At 37.7% G+C, this 17,825-nt stretch carries 19 protein-coding genes; 1 reads left to right on the forward strand and 18 read right to left on the reverse strand.

Going from position 1 to position 17,825, the window contains the following annotated elements; translation table 11 throughout:
- Positions 1-88: 88 nt before the first annotated feature.
- The 11 genes from dinG to CN326_RS12745 form a co-directional block, all read right to left on the reverse strand.
- Complete coding sequence (dinG, locus tag CN326_RS12690) at positions 89-2,878, reverse strand: ATP-dependent DNA helicase DinG (protein WP_098309381.1); 2,790 nt, start codon at positions 2,876-2,878, stop codon at positions 89-91.
- A 160-nt stretch (positions 2,879-3,038) separates the two neighbouring features.
- Entirely contained in the window at positions 3,039-3,422 is a 384-nt protein-coding gene (gene panD / locus CN326_RS12695; protein WP_098309382.1) for an aspartate 1-decarboxylase, read from the reverse strand.
- Positions 3,423-3,434: 12 nt separating this feature from the next.
- The gene (gene panC / locus CN326_RS12700; protein ID WP_098309383.1) at positions 3,435-4,283 is read right to left on the reverse strand and encodes a pantoate--beta-alanine ligase; all 849 of its coding nucleotides are present in this window, start codon (positions 4,281-4,283) and stop codon (positions 3,435-3,437) included.
- On the reverse strand, positions 4,283-5,119 hold the full coding sequence (panB, locus tag CN326_RS12705; RefSeq protein WP_098309384.1) for a 3-methyl-2-oxobutanoate hydroxymethyltransferase: 837 nt from the start codon (positions 5,117-5,119) through the stop codon (positions 4,283-4,285). The genes panC and panB overlap by 1 nt, the downstream gene beginning before the upstream one ends.
- Positions 5,120-5,518: 399 nt before the next feature.
- Entirely contained in the window at positions 5,519-6,499 is a 981-nt protein-coding gene (locus tag CN326_RS12715) for a biotin--[acetyl-CoA-carboxylase] ligase (protein ID WP_098309386.1), read from the reverse strand.
- Positions 6,484-7,677: a CCA tRNA nucleotidyltransferase gene (locus CN326_RS12720; RefSeq protein ID WP_098309387.1), complete on the reverse strand. Its 1,194-nt coding sequence runs from the start codon at positions 7,675-7,677 to the stop codon at positions 6,484-6,486. The genes CN326_RS12715 and CN326_RS12720 overlap by 16 nt, the downstream gene beginning before the upstream one ends.
- Positions 7,664-8,809 carry an N-acetyl-alpha-D-glucosaminyl L-malate synthase BshA gene (bshA, locus tag CN326_RS12725; protein ID WP_098309388.1) on the reverse strand — a complete coding sequence of 382 codons (1,146 nt, stop codon included), beginning with the start codon at positions 8,807-8,809 and terminating at the stop codon, positions 7,664-7,666. Before bshA ends, CN326_RS12720 begins: the two co-directional genes overlap by 14 nt.
- Complete coding sequence (gene bshB1 / locus CN326_RS12730; RefSeq protein WP_098309389.1) at positions 8,806-9,510, reverse strand: bacillithiol biosynthesis deacetylase BshB1; 705 nt, start codon at positions 9,508-9,510, stop codon at positions 8,806-8,808. Before bshB1 ends, bshA begins: the two co-directional genes overlap by 4 nt.
- Positions 9,511-9,520: 10 nt before the next feature.
- Positions 9,521-9,916 (reverse strand): methylglyoxal synthase, encoded by a 396-nt coding sequence (gene mgsA / locus CN326_RS12735; RefSeq protein ID WP_098309390.1) that lies wholly within the window; start codon positions 9,914-9,916, stop codon positions 9,521-9,523.
- 14 nt (positions 9,917-9,930) lie between these two features.
- The gene (dapB, locus tag CN326_RS12740; protein ID WP_098309391.1) at positions 9,931-10,731 is read right to left on the reverse strand and encodes a 4-hydroxy-tetrahydrodipicolinate reductase; all 801 of its coding nucleotides are present in this window, start codon (positions 10,729-10,731) and stop codon (positions 9,931-9,933) included.
- The gene (locus tag CN326_RS12745; RefSeq protein ID WP_098309392.1) at positions 10,728-11,072 is read right to left on the reverse strand and encodes a nucleotide pyrophosphohydrolase; all 345 of its coding nucleotides are present in this window, start codon (positions 11,070-11,072) and stop codon (positions 10,728-10,730) included. The genes dapB and CN326_RS12745 overlap by 4 nt, the downstream gene beginning before the upstream one ends.
- 270 nt (positions 11,073-11,342) lie before the next feature.
- Between CN326_RS12745 and CN326_RS12750 the strand changes: the two genes are divergently transcribed.
- A complete protein-coding gene (locus CN326_RS12750) occupies positions 11,343-12,224 on the forward strand; it encodes a YitT family protein (protein WP_098309393.1) in 882 nt (293 codons plus the stop codon).
- Between the two features lie 187 nt (positions 12,225-12,411).
- On the opposite strand, the gene CN326_RS12755 is transcribed toward CN326_RS12750, so the two are convergent.
- The 7 genes from CN326_RS12755 to qcrA form a co-directional block, all read right to left on the reverse strand.
- Entirely contained in the window at positions 12,412-13,044 is a 633-nt protein-coding gene (locus tag CN326_RS12755) for a uracil-DNA glycosylase (RefSeq protein ID WP_098309394.1), read from the reverse strand.
- Between the two features lie 170 nt (positions 13,045-13,214).
- Entirely contained in the window at positions 13,215-13,898 is a 684-nt protein-coding gene (locus CN326_RS12760) for a zinc metallopeptidase (protein ID WP_098309395.1), read from the reverse strand.
- 122 nt (positions 13,899-14,020) lie between these two features.
- Positions 14,021-14,803: a sporulation protein YpjB gene (gene ypjB, locus CN326_RS12765; protein ID WP_098309396.1), complete on the reverse strand. Its 783-nt coding sequence runs from the start codon at positions 14,801-14,803 to the stop codon at positions 14,021-14,023.
- 72 nt (positions 14,804-14,875) lie between these two features.
- Positions 14,876-15,493, reverse strand: coding sequence for a lipoprotein heptaprenylglyceryl N-acetyltransferase LhaT (gene lhaT, locus CN326_RS12770; RefSeq protein ID WP_176524615.1), 618 nt, complete (start codon positions 15,491-15,493; stop codon positions 14,876-14,878).
- A 251-nt stretch (positions 15,494-15,744) separates the two neighbouring features.
- On the reverse strand, positions 15,745-16,512 hold the full coding sequence (locus tag CN326_RS12775; RefSeq protein ID WP_098309398.1) for a menaquinol-cytochrome c reductase cytochrome b/c subunit: 768 nt from the start codon (positions 16,510-16,512) through the stop codon (positions 15,745-15,747).
- 47 nt (positions 16,513-16,559) lie between these two features.
- Positions 16,560-17,234 carry a menaquinol-cytochrome c reductase cytochrome b subunit gene (gene qcrB, locus CN326_RS12780; RefSeq protein ID WP_098309399.1) on the reverse strand — a complete coding sequence of 225 codons (675 nt, stop codon included), beginning with the start codon at positions 17,232-17,234 and terminating at the stop codon, positions 16,560-16,562.
- Positions 17,235-17,747, reverse strand: coding sequence for a menaquinol-cytochrome c reductase iron-sulfur subunit (qcrA, locus tag CN326_RS12785; protein ID WP_098309400.1), 513 nt, complete (start codon positions 17,745-17,747; stop codon positions 17,235-17,237).
- Positions 17,748-17,825 lie beyond the last annotated feature (78 nt).

Here is a 17,825-nt window from a genome sequence, read left to right on the forward strand (position 1 = left end):
CGAGCAACCAAGGAAAATAGATGAAGGATAACTGCTAATCCATGAGTGAGGGATGGAGAATCCCTTCACTCATAGGAGCTTCACCTTATTATTCCATTTTTTCTATTAAATCCTCTAACGGTCCTTCGTACAATGGAATACTCGGTATAGATTGAACAAATCGTTTCCCATAAAAAGATGAGGTGAGACGACGATCTAACACAAATACTGTTCCTGTATCCGTCATTGTACGGATAAGGCGTCCAAAACCTTGTTTAAAACGAAGGATTGCTTGTGGCAAAGCAATCTTTGTAAATGCATCTTCTCCTTTTTCTTTTAGCCGTTCACTTTTCGCTTGCATCATTGGCTGATGCGGTGATGTGAACGGAAGACGAACAATTACAAGACAGCTTAACGCCTCTCCTGGTATATCAATTCCTTCCCAAAAACTGCTTGTTCCTAATAAAATAGATTTTTCAAACTCCTGGAACTTTCGAATCATTCGAGTACGGCTACGATTATGAACACTTTGTGTTAACAAAAGAAATTCTTCCAGCGCCTCTTCCTTTTTCAATACTTCAAATGTCTGTTTTAGCATTTCATATGATGTAAATAACACAAGCATTCGACCATTTGTAGCTTTAGCAATTTTCATAATATGTTCAGACACTGCTCTTACATACTCTTCTTCACTTACATGTTTAATATGCGGAACATCTGTTGAAACCATTAATTTTACTTGCTCTTCATAACGAAATGGTGATGGAATTGTTAATGTATTTGGTGTAAAATCCACTAATCCAAGCTCTTCTTCTATATAATCAAACGTATCATTTACAGTTAAAGTGGCTGAAGTAAAAATAACGCTCCGTTTACGTGTTAAAAATTGATCTGCAAATAAATCGCTTATATCAACTGGCTGTGCATATAGGATAGTCGAATGAATTGTTCCTTTCGTTTCAGCTTCCATCCATGTCACATGACCCGTATCTTCTAAAATAAGTTTCCGTAAAGAATGGGTCATCTTAGAAAGTACCTCTATAAGATGTACAAACTCTCCCGTAATCATATGCATTTCCCATTCATTTTGCTTTTGTAGCATCTCGCCTTGTTTTTCTAATAACGTCAGCAATATGCCTAGCTGATGCACAAAACGGTCCGTTAATTCAACAATACTGCGCCAAAGCTTTCCTCTTTCTTTCTTTACATCATAACGGTACATAAGCGGCATATTTCCAGGTGCGTGTTCTTGCTTTGTTTTTTGAAATATAAATGTACGCAGCATTTGGAAGAGCTCATCTGCGTCAAACTTAATTTCTTTCAACGTACGACTAATCGTTTGAAACTCAGAACGAACAGCAATTTGTGACTGCTTCATCATATCGTACACTTTGGCTAACACATCAGATGTTTCTAACGTACCAAAACGCGATAAAATAAGTTGAAAATACATACAAGAAAATTGCTCTCCTAACGCTCTACTTGCCGTTTCTTCCAGATGATGAGCTTCATCAAAAATAATATGTTCACATGATGCAAGTAATGATTCTTCACTTACGAAATCTTGGAACAATAAGGTATGATTTGTGATTACAACATCAGCAAATAATGCTTTATTTTTTGCACGCTGATAAAAACAGCGGCTAAACCACGCATTTTTCATGCTATTTGAATTATGAACATCACTGCAAATACGCTCCCATAGTAGCTTTCCTCCAGCTGGAATATTTAACTCATCTCGATCTCCTAATTCTGTATCAAGAAGCCATACTAAAATTTTCGCTTTCGTTAATGCATCATCGTAATGATTGTCCACTTCGCCCAGTGCCTGCTCAAATTTATGTAAACACAAATAATGCTTCCTTCCTTTTAACATCGCTACTTCAAATGGGAACGGAAGTATTTTTTTCAACAATGGAATTTCCTTCGCTAAAATTTGTTGCTGCAACTGTACAGTTTGTGTACTAATAACTACTGGCTGTTCTTTTTCTTTCGCATAAAAAATACTTGGAAGTAAATACGCTAGTGTTTTCCCCGTACCTGTTCCCGCTTCAATTAGCGAAAATCTGGAATCCCTAAGCGCTTCATAAATCTCATTTATCATCATCTGCTGTCCTTCTCTTTTTTCAAAAGACGGCATTACTTCAGCTAAGCGCTGCATCGCTTCTGTTAAAAAAGAAGAAAAATCAGCAATATTCTCCTCACCTACTTGCAATGTATAATTGCGTTTGCAAAGAGCAATATTTCGGTGTATATCATATTTTTTCTCGTCATCTGTTCCATGTATCATTTTATTCAAAATACATGCAGACATAATGTCACCAATATTACTTTGGAACATATCGCTTAATTCATATAACGATTGCAATGTAACGAGTGGTAAACTTTCCATTTTAGAAAGTAATTGTAAAAATATCTCTGCTGTCACCATCGCATCACTATCAGCACGATGAGGCTGATCATGGTCAAAACCATATCTTTTTGCTAAATCACGCAATTTATAACTATCAGCTGTCGGCAATAAAATATGTGCCAGTTCAACTGTATCAATTTTCGGACATGTTACTTCTGAGAATCCAGCTTGCCGTAATTCTTCTTTCAAAAAATTCCAATCAAAATGAACGTTATGCGCAACGAAGTACGCACCTTGTAATAGTTCAATAATCATCGGCGCTACATCTCGGAACAACGGGGCTTGTCTCACAAGTGTTTCATCAATTCCCGTCAATTCTGTAATAAATGGTGGAATGTCCCGTTCAGGATTTATAAAAGAAGAGAAAATTTCAAGAATTTCTCCATCCTCTACAACAACTGCTGCAATTTGAGTAATTTTATCTTTCCCGTCTTTCCAGGCATTCCCTGTCGTTTCTAAATCGACTACGACATAACGCTTACTCATCTATGACACCTCAATTTCTTACCTTTCAAACAACAAAAATTTCTATAGTGTTACTATACCACGTTTTCACTCATCTTAATGGAAAGATACGAAAAATGAAATGATTTTGCTTTCGTACAAGAAAAGCTATCCCTTTCGCAGAGATAGCTTTTCTTATACATTATAAAATTGTGCCTGCTTTTTCCGCTCCAAGCATTTCCACAATTTGATTATTGTCATCTAAAACAGCAATTTTCGGAACATGCGTTAGTACTTTTTCTTCTGAAACTAGCCCGTAGCAAATGATAATGACTTTATCGCCCGGCTGAACGAGTCGAGCAGCTGCGCCGTTTAAACAGATTACCCCTGTGCCGCGTTCTCCTTTTATAACATATGTTTCTAAACGAGCACCGTTATTATTGTTTACAATTTGCACTTTCTCATTTTCAACAATACCAACTGCATCCATTAAATCCTCATCAATTGTAATACTTCCTACATAATTTAAATTTGCTTCTGTTACCGTACCTCGGTGTAACTTCGCTCTCATCATTGTGCGAAACATAGTTGCTCCTCCTTATTCAACCGTAAATGTAATATTATCAATTAATCGTGCATTTTCAAACTTTACAGCTATTGCAATAATCATACGCCCGCTTACTTTCTCAACCTCAGTTAAATTCGGATACGCATATAGATCAGCATAATCGACAACACCATGTGTGTTCGTTTCAATATATTCTTTAATAAAGTTCGTAATATTTTTTGGGTTACGCTCCCCTTTAGCAACTCGTTCTTTCGCCATGCATAAGCTTTTATATAAATGCGGTGCTTCTTGGCGTTCTCTCTCTGATAAATAAATGTTGCGAGAGCTACGTGCTAAGCCATCTTCTTCGCGTACAATCTCAACTGGCACAATTGTAACAGGAATATTATAATCATCCACAAATCCCTCAATAACTGCTACTTGCTGTGCATCTTTCATACCAAAATACGCACGATTTGGCATTGTAATATTGAAAAGCTTCATCAATACAGTTACAACTCCAGCAAAATGACCTGGTCGCTGCTTTCCGCACAAAACATCCGTACGCTTCACAACTTCAATATTCGTTGTTCGCTGCGCTGGATACATTTCTTCGACACTTGGATAAAATAAATAATCCACTTCTACTTCACGCGCTAAGCGCTCATCACGCTCGATATCACGCGGATAACGATCTAAATCTTCATTCGGACCAAATTGCAACGGATTTACAAATATACTTAACATAACAATATCATTTTCTTTTTTCGCTTGTCTCAGTAATGTTAAATGTCCTTCATGCAAATAGCCCATCGTTGGAACGAATCCAACTTTTTGCCCACTTGCACGAAGCTCACCCGCGATTTGCTGCATCTCTTGCACTGTCGTAATAATATGCATTATTGTTTTCCTCCGTATAACGCTAAGCATTCTTCTTCTTTCATCGTAAACGAATGTTCTTTCTCTGGAAATTGTCTTTCCTTTACTTCATGAACATATTGTCCAATCCCTCTTACTATCTCTTCTTGCACAGATGTGTACTGCTTCACAAATTTCGGAACGCGTTTTACACCATACGTAATAAGATCGTGATATACGAGAACTTGACCATCCGTTCCATTACCAGCGCCGATACCGATGGTTGGAATTGATAATTGTTTTGTTACAAGTTCCGCTAATTGCATCGGTACACACTCTAATACAAGCGCAATTGCTCCCGCTTCTTCGCATTTTTTAGCGTCTTCTAACAACTTCTTCGCGCTTTCTGCATCTTTTCCTTGCACTTTATAGCCACCTAGCACACCGACAGATTGCGGTGTTAATCCAAGATGGGCTACAACCGGAATGCCTGCATTCGTAAGGAAACGAATGATTGATACAACTTCATCTGCTCCTTCGACTTTTACTGCATGTGCACCGCTTTCTTGTACAATACGGCGTGCGTTATGCATTGTTTCTTGCAGTGAAACGTGATAAGACATAAATGGCATATCTGTTACAACAAATGTATTTTTCGCGCCGCGGCGCACTGCTTTCGTATGATGAATCATATCATCAACTGTTACTGGAATTGTTGAGTCATAGCCAAGCACAACCATGCCAAGCGAGTCACCAACTAAAATCATGTCAACTTCTGCTTCTTCAGCAAACTTTGCTGATGGATAGTCATATGCAGTTACCATCGCAATCGGCTCACTTTGTTCTTTCATTTTCAAAAAATCCGTTACAGTTTTCAAAAACTTCTCCTCCTTTACCTGGAGAGAGGAGATGGCCGGATGAAAAAACATATAAAAAACCCTTCTAACCACAAAAAGGCAGAAGGGTAGTATCATTCGGCAAAATTCATCCCTCTGTCCCAGTCCTATTTTGGATCAAGGCAGAATCCACATTTTTATTTTGATTTTCCTAAACAGCGGTGCAGTTCACATTGATACTGCCCATATTCGACCTTATTATAACAAATAGCAAAACATAATTGCTATACTTTTCTAAAAAAGAAAATCATTTTTCACATACAATAGCCCTTCGCTTCTTTTTAAGCAAAGGGCTATATATTGATGCTAATCTAATGAGCAATGATACTTCGTTTTTCATAAGCAGCAAAGAAAAGAAGTGCAAACTAGCTGCTAAACGTTTTACTTTACTTCAATATCAGCGGAATGAATATGATGTACGATGCCTTCATGATCTTCAAGTATAAGGACACCATCAGCCGTAATTCCTTTTGCAATTCCCGTAATTGTATTTGTCATCGTCCGCGCTGTAATTTCTTTTCCAATACTCACAGCGTAACTTTCCCACAGAAGCTTAATAACTGAAAAACCACGATCTAAATACTCTTTATATAGCTTTTCCATCTGTAAGAAGATTTGCTGCATAAGTTCAGCTCGTACTATAGTTTTTTCGGCTTCGAGTGCTAAGGAAGTAGCAATATGCTGGATATCTTCCGCAAAATGCTCTTGTTTTTGATTGACATTAATACCAATTCCAATAATAACAGCATTAATTTTATCAGGATCTGCCTGCATTTCTGTTAAAATGCCCACTACTTTCTTCCCATTAATTAAAATATCATTCGGCCATTTAATGCCAACGGAAAGACTTGTGCATTTTTCAATTGCCTGCGCTACGCTAACAGCAGCTAACAATGTTAATTGCGGTGCTTGATGAATCGGAACTGTTGGGCGTAAAATAATGCTCATCCAAATCCCTGTCCCTTTTGGTGAGTACCACTTTCTGCTTAATCGGCCACGACCTGCTGTTTGCTCCTCTGCAACAACAACGGTTCCTTCAGCCGCTCCTTCATAAGCAAGACGAGCTGCAATTTGCTGTGTAGATGTTACCGACTCTTCAAAGTATACCGTTCTGCCTAAAAACTCTGTTTGTAAACCAAGCTGAATTTCATTTGCCGTTACTTTGTCCGGTTTACTTGCAATGCGATAACCTAAGCGTCGTACAGCTTCTAGCTTATATCCTTCTTCCCTAAGGGATTCCATATGTTTCCATACAGCTGTTCTTGAGCATCCAAGCTTCTCGCTAATCGTTTGTCCTGATAGAAATTCACCATTAGCTTCAGAAAAGATTTGCAATAACTGTTTTCTTATAGCAGATTGCATCTATGCAGCCACTCCTTTATACACTCTTTCTCATTTTTTAATCTTCCGTATACGACTTCTTCTTCAATTTTTTGCAATGCATTAGCAACCCACGGTCCTGCCTGTTCCTTTGACCATGATAATAAATCGTTGCCACTGACTTGCAATTGCTGACGATTATGAATTGGTAAATCTTCATATACCTTTTCCATACTCTCAACATTCAAATTTGAATATGTATTCATGACGGCTTCGTATACACGCTCTGCCATAAGAGCAATATCTTTCCCTGCTTTATATAATAAAAATACATTCCACCCTTGTTTTTCTCGTGCTCTCACATATAATAAAACGGATACAATATCTTTTATTTTTTTATTCGAGAATTTCCATTGTCGTAAAAAAACAGATGGATGTTCTTCTCTAATGCAATATAAAAAGAACGCCCACGCCTCAGTGTCATTTTTGAAAAAGCTCCAATCACACTCTGCCGATTTTGAAATAAAGTCTCCGCACATTTGTAAATAAGGTAAATGCTCATATAATTTCGTTTCTACTAACAGCTGAAGTGCTTTTGCGCAATATGTACCGACAAGTAATTTTTCAAATTCGACTGTAATTCTCTCAATTGCTATATGTTCAAGTAAATGTCCATACTTTATAATGGCTTGTTTTGTTCCTGCTTCTAATGTAAATCCAAGTGTACTAACAAAGCGAATACCGCGCATCATACGAAGAGCATCTTCTTGAAAACGATCTGCTGCATTTCCTACAGTTGCAATTTCCTTTTTAGCAATGGCTTGTTGTCCGCCAAATAAATCAACTATTTCTCCGGTCTCCGTCATAGCAATTGCATTCATTGTAAAATCACGACGCTGCAAATCTTCGTCTAACGAACGAACAAATTGAACACTGCTCGGGCGACGAAAATCTTCGTAGTCTCCCTCTGTTCGAAATGTCGTTACTTCATATGGAACATCTTCTTGTACAACAATGACCGTACCGTGTTCAATTCCAACAGGCACGTGGCGCGGGAATAGACGCATTACATCTTCGGGCAAAGCTGATGTTGCAATATCGATATCACCAATTGGTCTTCCAATTATATAATCGCGCACGCTCCCACCTACAAAATACGCTTCAAAGCCATTTTGCGTTAACGTATTAATAATTGGAACCGCTCGTTTAAATCGTTTCATGTTTGTCATCCCTTAATATGTCATAATAAATTGCCTCATATTGTGAAACAACCTTTTCTGAGCCAAATTGTTCATACGCCACTTGCATGGAACGTTTGGCCATTTTAGCATGTAATGTATCATCTTGAAGAAGCTGTATTGCTTGCTGCGCAGCTCCCTCTACATCTCCTAATTCACATATATATCCCGTTTCTCCATGTTGAATGACTTCAGGAATACCACCAATACGCGTACCGATACAAGGGACACCGCACGCCATTGCTTCAAGCAATACAAGTCCAAAGCTTTCTTTCTCTGATAGCAGCAGCATTACATCACTCATCGCCAGAAGCTCAGCTACATTATCTTGTTTCCCTAAAAATAGGACACGATCTTCAATTCCTAAATTTTTCACGAGCTGCACAATCGTACAAAATTCAGGACCATCACCAACAAGCAATAGTTTTACTTTTGCTTGTTTTACAATGAGAGCGAATGATTGTACCACATCCTGAACACGCTTTACTTTTCGAAAGTTCGAAATATGAATTAATACTTTTTCTTCTTTTTGTATGCCATATTCTTTTCTTAACTGGGACATATCTCTTTGAAAGTACACGCGTTCATCAATAAAATTATAAACCGTTTTAATTTCTTTTTGCGTGTTTACTAATTCATATGTTTCTTCAATAAGTGAATGGGATACAGCCGTCACAACATCTGATTGTTCAATTCCAAACCGAATTAGATTATTTAAGGAAGGATCCGACCCTAATACAGTAATGTCTGTTCCATGTAATGTTGTTACAATTTTAATGTTTTCTCCAATCATTTGCTTTGCCAAATATGCGCAAATCGCATGCGGAATTGCATAATGTACATGCAATACATCTAACTTTTCTCTATGCGCTACTTCTGCCATTTTACTTGCTAATGCCAAGTCATACGGCGGGTATTGAAAAACAGAGTATTGATTAACTGTTACTTCATGAAAATAAATATTTGGATATACTTTATTTAAACGAAATGGCAATCCTGATGTAATAAAATGAATTTCATGTCCTCGCTCTGCTAACAACTTTCCTAATTCCGTTCCAACCACTCCAGAACCACCAACAGAAGGATAACAAGTAATCCCTATTTTTAATTTCATTTTACTCCTCCTATTAAATCTTCATCTAATAGAAGTGGCCTTTTGCTCATAAACCCTTCTGCATATGTCACGCCAACTTCTTTTCCAAACATTTTTTCACGCGCTACAACCGTTTCTACATACCCTTCTGTCAACGGGGTTTTTACACCGTTTGTTCCTTTTGTAAATTGACTTTCATATGCTTCTAGCGCAGCAATCTTATCAGAAATATATGAGCTAATATCAATACAAAAATCCGGTTTATGAAAGCCATTAATCATGTAAAAATAGAGTGATTGAACGCGATGCGGCGGAAGATCCGGCATATATTTACGAATTCCCGCTGAAAAGATCGCTTCTTCTACAAGTTTTGCACAGTTTGCATGATCTGGATGACGATCTTCATAAAATGGTACGAAGACAAGCTTCGGTTTATATGTACGGATAATTTTCACAATCTCTTGAATATACTCTTCTTTCATATACAGGCCGCGGTCTGGCATCGCTAGATTCATACGCTTCTGTACACCAAGTCTGCTAGCTGCTTCTAACGCTTCCTGTTTTCTCAGTTCTACCGTTCCATTAGAAGAAAGATCCGCCTCTGTTAAATCACAAATTCCAACTTCATACCCTTGTTTTGTATATTTCACGATCGTACCCGCCATACCGATTTCCACGTCATCGGCATGGGCACCAAAAGCTAATATATGTAATCCTTTCATGTCGTTCCCCTCATTTTCGTAGCTTTCGATAATCTAAATCGCCCCGCTCTACTGCATGCATTAAAAGCTCTGCACTTGCCATATTGGTTGCAAGTGGAATTGAGTATACATCACATAAGCGAAGAAGCGCATTCACATCCGGTTCATGTGGCTGCGATGTCAATGGATCACGGAAGAAGATCACCATATCCAAGTCATTTTTTGCAATCATTGCACCAATTTCTTGATCGCCCCCAAGCGGACCAGATTGATATCTTGTCACAGACATACCTGTCGCCTCCATAATTCGAAGACCTGTTGTTCCTGTTGCAAATAACATATGTTTTTCTAAAATAGGTTGGTATGCATACGCAAACGAGACCATATCATTTTTCTTTTTATCATGGGCAATTAAGGCAATCTTCATCTTTATTTTCCCCTTTAGTCAATAATATTTTCTAAACCATATACGAGATGATCTAATTGCATTACTGTTTCAATAGAAAGTTTTACTCCTGACATAAATGATGCACGGTTAAAAGAATCGTGACGAATCGTTAACATTTGTCCATCCCCGCCAAACAGTACTTCCTGGTGTGCAATCAATCCTGGTAACCGTACGCTATGAATATGAATACCATCAACATTTGCCCCGCGTGCACCTTCTAGTTGTTCTGTTTCATTTGGATGCCCTTGTTGTTTCGGTTCACGATTTTGGCGAATTAAATCTACTGTTTTCACAGCTGTACCAGACGGAGCATCTAATTTTTGATCATGATGCAATTCAATGATTTCAACATCTTGGAAATATTTCGCTGCCATTTGAGAGAACTTCATCATTAAAATAGCTCCAACTGCAAAGTTTGGCGCAATAATTGTACCAACTTGTTTCTCTTTTGTTGTTTCTATCAATTTTTGCAGCTCTTCTTCTGTAAAGCCTGTTGTTCCGATAACAGAACGGATACCTCGCTCTACCGCAAGTGTTACGTGTTTCTTTCCGATTTCTGGTGTTGTTAAATCAAGCAAAACATCTGCTTCCACTTCATCTAAACAAGTATGTAAATCCGTATAAATCGGAGCATCTATATTAGGTAATCCAGCAATGTCAGAAATTTTCTTGCCACCGTGTTTGTAATCAATAGCAGCAACTAAATTGAAATGTGGTGTTCTCTCCATAAGAAGTACTGCTTCTTGCCCCATGCGTCCTCGTGGCCCTGCAATAATTACTTTAATCTCATTCATTCCTTCTTCTCTCCCTCTTCAATACGTGTCCAGCGATCTTTATCACGTGTATTAAATTTTTCCATAACTATATTATGAGCTGCTTCTAAATCAATGTTTAAGCTATTTGCCATACAGATCATAACAAATAATACATCACCAAGCTCTTCTTCAATTGTCCGTTCTTTTTCGGTGCTTTTTTTTGGCTTTTCACCATAATAATGATTAATTTCCCTCGCAAGCTCTCCCACCTCTTCTGTTAAACGAGCTAGCATAGCAAGTGGACTAAAATATCCTTCTTTAAATTGACTAATATATGCATCTACTTCCTTTTGCATATCTTTCATTGTTTTTTGTTCCATGTTATTCACCTCAAATCCTTCATTTATCATGTTAGCCAATTCATGACGATTTGACAAATATTATCGCATGTTATCGCTTATTTGCCACGTTTTTAAGACTACACTATGAAAACTCCCGTTCCACTTCGGATCTTGAAGTGGTAGTTTCCCATGTGTCACCTTTACTAGATGCTTAACACGCGTGAAGTTTTCTTGCCAATTTTTCAATAAATTACGTATACTATCCTTAAGACCAAGATAAGGTGATGACTACATACTAGGGGGATTTGCATGAAATTAAACTTAAAAATCCAAAATATTCTTTTTATTCTAATTGGTTCTGCTATTTTCTCATTTGGCATCGTTAACTTTAATATTGAAAATCATTTAGCAGAAGGTGGTTTTACTGGAATTACACTGCTTCTTTATTCCCTATTTTCACTAGATCCGTCTTATACAAACTTAATTTTAAATATACCAATCTTTTTTATAGGTTGGAAAATGCTCGGTCGTACGACATTTTTGTATACATTAATAGGGACATTTAGTGTTTCGTTATTTCTCTGGATTTTTCAGCGTTATGATATATTTAATTTACATTTAAACTTACAAAATGATATGATGTTAGCCGCTTTGTTTGCTGGCTTATTTATTGGTGTTGGGTTAGGAATTATTTTCAAGTATGGCGGCACAACAGGTGGAGTCGATATTATTGCACGGCTAGCTCATAAATATATCGGCTGGAGTATGGGGAAAACTATGTTTATGTTTGATGCCGTTGTCATTACCTTATCAATTCTTACATATTTAACATACCAACAAGGAATGTATACATTAGTTGCCGTGTTTATCGGAGCAAAGGTTATTGATTTTATGCAAGAAGGTGCATACGCTGCCAAAGGAGCAACAATTATATCTGAGAAAAATGATGAAATTGCTGCACAAATTTTATCAGAAATGGATCGCGGAGCAACTTTCTTAAAAGGAATGGGTACATACACAAAAATTGAACGAAATGTTTTATATTGCGTTGTTGCTAAAAATGAAATTGTAAAACTTAAAAGTATTATCACATCTGTTGATCCACACGCTTTCGTTGCTGTAAGTGATGTGCATGATGTTGTTGGCGAAGGGTTTACGCTTGATGAAAATAAGAATCCGTTACACAATTAACTATACATGTTCTTAAAAACAACTTAAAAACCCCTTTCTTTTTAGGGGAGGACGAGAGTCTCTGGCCGTGCATAGAAGCGGTCAGGGCTTTTTTCTGCCACATACGAGGTTTTAAAACAAAGAGAGAAAGCGAGTGCAGGTCCTGTTGTATTCTGCATAGCAGCGACTTAGATGTCGAAACATTAAACTAAATATACTCCCTCAACTTTTCTAAATCCTCATGAATCAAATCCAATAAACTGCGATTATAAAAAATTGAAGCAGGATGAAATGTCGGAAAAATTGTATAGGCTTTCTCTGTCCAAGTATACGTTGCGTCATTAAAATCTGCTAGTCGCCGAACAGGTTGCGTAAACACTTGACCGTGTATCTCTGACACTTTTTTGTCTGAACCAACTAAACGTTTGAGCGCAATATTTCCTAGTGTAACAATAATAGGTGCATGAATATGCTCAATTTCATAATCCAAAATTGGAGCGTGGGCAAGTATTTCCTGCTGATTCGGCGTACGATTATATTTACGCTTCACTATTTCTCCGCTTCGCTCTCGTTTCTCCCCCCATTTATATGGACGACTACGTACTGCACTAGTAATGTATACTTCTTCTCTTGTCACACCAACCCTCTTTAGAAAATCCATGAGCTGATTACCAGCTCTTCCGCTAAAAGGTATCCCATTATGAATTTCTGTTTCGCCCGGTGCTTCTCCTACAAGCATCATCTTGGGATTTTGTGGTCCTTGTCCATATACAAAACCTTCAACAGGATAGGGGGCCATTCTCTCTTTCGCTTGCTTCACTAATAACTCTGGAAATTCCATGTTTATCACCTCTGCTTGTTACACTTTTATCCAGCTATTCTTGGGGTAAACAGCTAACTCTTCATTTATTCTTACACAAACTTCTCAAATTACATACGTTTATTAATGAAAGACATAACAGAAACTTCGATAATTATGACAACAAAAAAGACTATCAAAACTGATAGTCTTTAATCATCATTACGCTGCATACCTGTATAAATTAATAAAAGACGAAGCAGTTCAAATACTGCAACTGCCGCTGCTGCGACATACGTAAGAGCTGCTGCATTTAATACTTTACGAGCTTGGCCATATTCGTCCGTTGATACAATGCTAAGCGCTTCAATTTGCTTCATTGCACGTTTTGATGCATCAAATTCAACTGGCAATGTAATAAGTTGGAATAACACACCCGCTGCCATTAGGATAATTCCTAATAACAATAAATTTGACATACGTGCAAACATACCGATCATAATGAAAATCCACGACATATTTGAACCAAAATTTGCAACAGGAACAAGCGAATGACGGAAACGCATAAAGCTATAATCTTTTGCATCTTGAATCGCATGCCCAACTTCATGTGCAGCTACCGCTGTCCCAGCAACAGAATGTCCATAATAATTGTCTGTTGATAAACGAACTGTTTTCGATCTTGGATCGTAGTGGTCAGATAAATGCCCTGGCGTTTCTTCTACCGCTACATTGTACAAACCATTCTCATCTAAAATTCTACGAGCCACTTCCGCACCTGTCATACCAGAAGTTGAATACACTTGTGAGTATTTACTATATGCGCTGCGTACTCGAGACTGTGCATACAACGGTATGATCATGATGATAGCAAAGTAAATTAAGTAAAAACCCATCATGAACCTCCAATAAAGTTATGTCATATTAGTAATACCCATTCTATTTTCTTCCCGTAACATTGTCAACAAAGAAACCTTACAACAGAGGTTCAATATTTCACTTTGTTTGAAAAACAATCTTATCTATTCTTCGAATGCATTGCACTTTTTTGTTTTTCTTTTTCCCCTTTATATTTTCTCCAACCAACATACGTTAATGTAAAAATGATAATACCTCCTGTTACAGTCATAAACCATATAAGCGAAGAATCTACCTCGTCCTTTTTCGCCATGCGAAAAATTTTATTTAAATCATCTTTTATAATTCCCACTTGTGTTTGACCACTCTTATTTTGGATCATCATATAACGAAATTCATCTAAATATGACAAATGAGAATTCACACGTTGCAATTGTTTTTCCGGCAAGGCAATCATTAAACTGGGATAAATAATATCAAATTCATGCAAAAATACATTTAACGATTGTTGAAAACGATCATGTTCTCCTTTTTGCATTGCGTTTTCGATTTGTCCAAATGCACTCATTACATTTTCTTCCCGCTCCATCCAAAGCGGCTGATATTTCGATACTTCTGCATCTAACACGAGACGAAGTGCTAGCACATTATCTATCTTTATTTGTTTACTTATTTCTTGTCCTTCTAAAGATTTCAATGCTTTCTCATAAGCAAGCGAAATAACACGAATATGCTCAGGTTCTATTTTCTTTGTTTGATTGACCGTTAAAAACTGCTGTGAAAAATGCGTCAATATTTGCGTCGCTTTGTCGTATTCTTCTTGCTTTACAAACTGCAACGAGTCATCTAATAATCCATTTAGTTCATTCCAATTAGCTGCATATATACGAACAGGAAACAATATAAACATAAACGCTATGATTCCAGCTAATACTCTTTTCATTCTTGTCCCCCCTATAGCTTCTAATACAAAATATGTAGAGTGGGACAAGAATAGAACAGAGAGATTCATTTACTACAGTGAAAACTGAAGACGACGCTCCCGCATGCAAAGGTAGTATGTAATTCCTAAAGCTATTATACTGAGCCAAAATGTGAAATAACCAATTGGTTGATAGTACTTATCTAACACACCATACTGCGGCATTTGTCTAAATACATAATCAATGATGTCATTATGCAGCGTCCAAATAGCTGCAACTACAAAATGCCAACGCTTTATGCGGTAAAACGGAGCATACAGTAAACCTTGGATAGCCATTGCACCATGAGACACAATCAGCATATATCCTGACCACCCAATATCTCCTTGTACAATAAGCAACAATATGTTCATTCCAACAGCCCATACACCGTATTTAAATAAAGTTACAATTGCCAGAGCCTCCATCAATCCCCAGTTTTTCCTTTGAAGAAAAGCGATTAATACAAATACAAAAAACAAACTAGCTGTTGGACTATCTGGAACAAATGGCAAAAATATAAGAGGCGTTTCAATTAACTGATATTGATACCATATGTATCCATATATCGTTCCAAAAATGTTTACAATGAGTAAAAGCCATAAAAAGGTGCGTTCTCTCAATATCGAATATAAAAATGTCACGTTTTGATCCCTCAACTTTCTTAACATACAGTTATATTATAGCAAATTTCCCTATATACAGTGCAATTTCTATAGGTGGATATCTTACAGTCTATGAATAGCAGGATACATCAGTGGCATCCCTCACTGATGGTTAGTTTAACCAATCGGGCTTTTACGGGCAGTTATCCCCCTCATATCTTCCTCGCTTCTCTCTCAATCTTGAGGTGGGGGTCTTACTTCACGTTAATGCGGGATAAACTAGAAAAACTGACTGCAAAATTGCAGTCAGCATTCGTTTACTTTTTATTATATTTCTCGATAAATTCTGTTACTTTCTTCAACTCTTCATCTGTGCCTTTAAAGACACCTTTTGGCATTGCACCTTTTCCCTCTTTTGCGATTTTCGCAATTTCCTCCGGCTTTAATGTCAAGTTTTGCAGTGCAGGTGCAGCCGCTCCCCCTTGTAAGTTATCACCGTGACATGTTAAACATGTATTTTTTTGCATAATTTTATAACCGTCATCATTTTTATCAACTTGTACCGTTTTTACAATCGCACCTTGTCTTTTCGCAGCTGCCCAGTCATGTGTTGCAACAGATTGCCACGTTAAGAAAACGATGGATGCTAATGCTAAAAGCATAAAACCTGTTGCGGCCGGGCGTTTAAATGGACCGCGTTCCGGTCCTCGATCAAGAAACGGAGCAAGTAATAACGCGCCAAATGCGATACCTGGCATAATAAATGCTCCTATGACAGTATATGGACCAGATGCATAAGAATACTTTAACAATTGATACAGAAATAAGAAGTACCAGTCTGGAAGTGGGATATACCCTGTATCTGTAGGATCTGCAATTCTTTCAAGTGGTGATGGATGTGCCACTGTCAAACAAAGATAGCCAATTAAAAAGACTGCACCAACCATCCACTCTTTTAATAAAAAGTTTGGCCAAAATGCTTCTGTTTTCCCTGGATATTCGGAGTAATCTTTCGGAATATTCGGTTTTCTAACAGCAGGTACTCGCGAATCTCCGACAAACTTCATCCCTTTGCCACGATGCATAATCTCCCTCCTTTAATTATGTTCTTCCCTTATAATCTAGTAACATCTTATAGCGGACCGGAAATACCTTGTTTGCGAATCATGATGAAGTGAACTGCCATTAATCCGAGAAGTGCGGCTGGCAAGAAGAATACGTGAATAGCAAAGAAGCGAGTTAGTGTTTGGGCACCGACAATTTCGGAGTGGCCGGCAAGCAACGTTTTTAAATAAGATCCAATAAGCGGTGTTTGCTCCGCGATTTGAAGCCCTACTTTTGTTGCAAATAATGCTTTCATATCCCATGGTAATAAATATCCTGTAAAACCTAATCCTAGCATAACAAAGAAAATAAGTACTCCAACAATCCAGTTTAATTCACGAGGCTTTTTATAAGCACCTTGGAAGAAAACTCGAAGTGTATGTAAAAACATCATAACGATAACAAGACTTGCACCCCAGTGATGCATACCGCGAACAATTTGTCCATATGCCACTTCATTTTGTAAGTAATAGACAGATTCCCACGCATTTTTAATATCTGGTACATAGTACATTGTTAAAAACATACCTGACAAAATTTGAATAACTGTAACAAAAAACGTAAGTCCTCCAAAACAGTACACGAAAGCTGAAAAGTGATGCGCTGGATTTACATGTTCCGGTACTTCATGATCGGCAATATCGCGCCATAAAGGGGTAATATCTAACCGTTCATCTACCCAATCGTAAATTTTATTTAACATCTATTTCGCACCCCCTCTTGGCTTCGCTTTACCTAAATAAAGCGTTCCATCTTTCACCTGTGATTGAAACACATCAAGCGGAGCAAGAGGCGGTGTTCCTTTTACATTTATACCATCTTTTGTATAACGTCCTCCATGGCACGGACAATAGAATTGATTTGGATGTGACTTGTCCGAATTCCAGTTCACCGTACACCCTAAATGTTTACAAATTGGAGAGAATGCTACAATGTCTCCGCTTTCATCTTTGTGAACCCACGCTGACTTTGGTTCTTCTGATTTATACCAGCCGTCAACTTGTTTTACTTTAAAGTCGAAACGCTTCGGTTCAGTCGTAATATCCTTTACCTGTGCAACTGCAACCATCTCTCCCCCTGCTTCTTTCCTTAAAACTGGATCAAGCGCAAAGCGCGTCATTGGCATTAGAATACCAGCTGCCATAAATCCCCCTACACCTGTAAGAGTGTAGTTTAAAAACTGTCTTCTTGACACCTTGTGTTCTTTCTCACTCACGAAAATTTCCCCCCTCTATCAGAAATTGTCCCCCGTGAAAAACTAATATATAAGATAAAAAACTAGGACACTATCATG

It is taken from the genome of Bacillus sp. AFS018417 (assembly GCF_002560985.1).
In the GTDB taxonomy this organism is placed as follows: Bacteria; Bacillota; Bacilli; order Bacillales; family Bacillaceae_G; genus Bacillus_A; species Bacillus_A rhizoplanae.

Excerpts from the sequence above, each read along its gene's own strand:
- dinG (WP_098309381.1), bottom strand. The coding sequence starts at position 2,878 with ATGAGTAAGCGTTATGTCGTAGTCGATTTAGAAACGACAGGGAATGCC.
- panD (WP_098309382.1), bottom strand. The coding sequence starts at position 3,422 with ATGTTTCGCACAATGATGAGAGCGAAGTTACACCGAGGTACGGTAACA.
- panC (WP_098309383.1), bottom strand. The coding sequence starts at position 4,283 with ATGCATATTATTACGACAGTGCAAGAGATGCAGCAAATCGCGGGTGAG.
- CN326_RS12715 (WP_098309386.1), bottom strand. The coding sequence starts at position 6,499 with ATGCAATCTGCTATAAGAAAACAGTTATTGCAAATCTTTTCTGAAGCT.
- CN326_RS12720 (WP_098309387.1), bottom strand. The coding sequence starts at position 7,677 with ATGAAACGATTTAAACGAGCGGTTCCAATTATTAATACGTTAACGCAA.
- bshA (WP_098309388.1), bottom strand. The coding sequence starts at position 8,809 with ATGAAATTAAAAATAGGGATTACTTGTTATCCTTCTGTTGGTGGTTCT.
- bshB1 (WP_098309389.1), bottom strand. The coding sequence starts at position 9,510 with ATGAAAGGATTACATATATTAGCTTTTGGTGCCCATGCCGATGACGTG.
- mgsA (WP_098309390.1), bottom strand. The coding sequence starts at position 9,916 with ATGAAGATTGCCTTAATTGCCCATGATAAAAAGAAAAATGATATGGTC.
- dapB (WP_098309391.1), bottom strand. The coding sequence starts at position 10,731 with ATGAATGAGATTAAAGTAATTATTGCAGGGCCACGAGGACGCATGGGG.
- CN326_RS12745 (WP_098309392.1), bottom strand. The coding sequence starts at position 11,072 with ATGGAACAAAAAACAATGAAAGATATGCAAAAGGAAGTAGATGCATAT.
- CN326_RS12750 (WP_098309393.1), top strand. The coding sequence starts at position 11,343 with ATGAAATTAAACTTAAAAATCCAAAATATTCTTTTTATTCTAATTGGT.
- CN326_RS12755 (WP_098309394.1), bottom strand. The coding sequence starts at position 13,044 with ATGGAATTTCCAGAGTTATTAGTGAAGCAAGCGAAAGAGAGAATGGCC.
- CN326_RS12760 (WP_098309395.1), bottom strand. The coding sequence starts at position 13,898 with ATGGGTTTTTACTTAATTTACTTTGCTATCATCATGATCATACCGTTG.
- ypjB (WP_098309396.1), bottom strand. The coding sequence starts at position 14,803 with ATGAAAAGAGTATTAGCTGGAATCATAGCGTTTATGTTTATATTGTTT.
- lhaT (WP_176524615.1), bottom strand. The coding sequence starts at position 15,493 with ATGTTAAGAAAGTTGAGGGATCAAAACGTGACATTTTTATATTCGATA.
- CN326_RS12775 (WP_098309398.1), bottom strand. The coding sequence starts at position 16,512 with ATGCATCGTGGCAAAGGGATGAAGTTTGTCGGAGATTCGCGAGTACCT.
- qcrB (WP_098309399.1), bottom strand. The coding sequence starts at position 17,234 with ATGTTAAATAAAATTTACGATTGGGTAGATGAACGGTTAGATATTACC.